Source organism: Candidatus Hakubella thermalkaliphila (assembly GCF_013281975.1).
Taxonomy (GTDB): Bacteria; Actinomycetota; Humimicrobiia; order Hakubellales; family Hakubellaceae; genus Hakubella; species Hakubella thermalkaliphila.
In genome coordinates, this window is the sequence record NZ_BLRZ01000202.1 from 1 (window position 1) to 2,028 (window position 2,028).

A 2,028-nucleotide genomic window follows, 5' to 3' on the forward strand; every position below is an offset into this window, starting at 1 on the left:
AAGATCCTGAATGTGGAAAAAGCTCGCATCAATAAGATCCTGAGCTCCAGCGAGATCCAGGCTATCATCGCTGCTCTGGGCACGGGGATTGCCGAGGAGTTTGACCTAAGAAATGCCCGATACCACAAGGCGATTATTATGACCGATGCCGATGTGGATGGGGCTCATATCCGCACCCTGATGCTAACCTTCTTTTATCGTTATATGCCGCAGATGATTGAGGCTGGCTACATCTACATTGCTCAACCCCCTCTCTTTGGGGTTGCCAAAGACAAACAACGTTACTATGCCCATAGCGAGGAAGAGCTGAGGCAACTTCTGAATAAAGTAGGGGAGAGGGGGGCCACTGTCCAGCAGTATAAGGGCCTGGGAGAGATGAATCCGGAACAGTTGTGGGATACCACCATGAACCCTCAGACAAGAACCCTTCTTAAAGTAGAGGTGGAGGACGCCATTTTAGCCGACCAGATCTTTTCTATCCTTATGGGGGACGATGTGGAACCTCGCCGCATTTTCATAGAGAAAAACGCCAGGGATGTAAGATTCCTGGATATCTAGATGGATGGGTAGCTTGTGGTCTTAGACGGAAAGATTAAAGTCATCGAAATTGAAGATGAGATGAAAAAATCCTACCTGGATTACGCCATGAGCGTGATCGTAGGAAGGGCTCTCCCGGACGCAAGAGACGGGCTGAAGCCAGTGCACCGACGTGTCCTGTATGCCATGTACGAAATGGGCATGTACCCCGACCGTCAGCACCGAAAGTGCGCTCGAATTGTGGGAGAAGTTCTGGGGAAGTACCATCCCCATGGAGATGTAGCCGTGTACGACACTCTGGTGCGCATGGCTCAGGAGTTCTCCATGCGCTACCTTCTCATCGACGGCCACGGCAACTTCGGATCAGTAGATGGTGATAATCCCGCCGCCATGAGGTATACAGAGGCCAGACTTTCCAAACTGGCCATGGAGATGTTGCGGGACATTGACAAGGAAACGGTGGACTTAGTCAACAACTTCGATAACACTCTTCAGGAGCCAGTGGTACTGCCCTCCAGATTTCCTAACCTTCTGGTCAATGGCTCTTCCGGCATTGCCGTGGGTATGGCCACTAACATCCCTCCTCATAACCTTTCTGAGGTGATCGATGGAGTCATTGCCTACATCGAAAATCCGGACATAACGATGGACCAGCTCCTGAAAATAATCAAGGGTCCGGACTTTCCAACCGGAGGCCTGATCATGGGCCGGGATGGTATCCGAAGCGCCTATGAGAGGGGACGCGGAATCATCAAAATGAGGGGCAGAGCGCATGTGGAGCAGACCAAATCCGGCCGCAGCCGCATCGTGGTTACTGAGATTCCGTTTCAGGTAAATAAGGCCCGGCTCATTGAGAAAATTGCCGAGCTGGTGCGAGAGAAGAAAATCAGCGACATATCTGATCTGCGGGACGAATCGGACAGGAGTGGGCTGAGGGTGGTCATTGAGCTGAAAAGAGAAGCCGTTCCCCAAGTAGTTCTCAACCAGCTCTATAAACATACTCAGCTTCAAGAGAGCTTCGGGGTCATTATGCTGGCTCTGGTGGACGGTGTACCCAGGACGTTAAGCCTGCCCCAGGTCATCGGCCACTATGTAAACTTCCAGTTTGAGGTAGTGGTCAGACGAACTAAATTCGAACTGGCCCGGGCCGAGAAAAGAGCCCATATTCTGGCGGGACTCCTGATTGCCCTGGCCAATCTGGACGAGGTTATCAGACTGATTAAGACTTCCAAGACAGTGCTCCAGGCCAAGGAGAGGCTGATGAAGAAGTTCAAGCTTTCCGAGGAGCAGGCTCAGGCCATCCTGGATATGAGACTACAGAGGCTAACCGGTCTGGAGAGGGAGAAGATTGCGCAGGAGCATAAAGAACTGCTAAACACCATCGCTTATCTGAAAGGTGTCCTGGCCGATGATCGCCTGGTCTATGAGATCATCAAGAAGGAACTTCGTGACCTCAAAAAACAGTTTGGTGACGAGCGCAAGACAGAGATC

Annotated in this window: 2 protein-coding genes; both read left to right on the forward strand. The window is 51.5% G+C overall.

Features of this window, described 5'->3' with window-relative positions; translation table 11 throughout:
• The coding region (locus tag HW443_RS10855; RefSeq protein WP_258190519.1) for a toprim domain-containing protein at window positions 1-558 on the forward strand (558 nt) is incomplete at its 5' end.
• 60 nt (window positions 559-618) lie between these two features.
• Window positions 619-2,028: DNA topoisomerase (ATP-hydrolyzing) (locus HW443_RS10860; protein WP_176238192.1), on the forward strand; the 1,410-nt coding region annotated here is incomplete at its 3' end.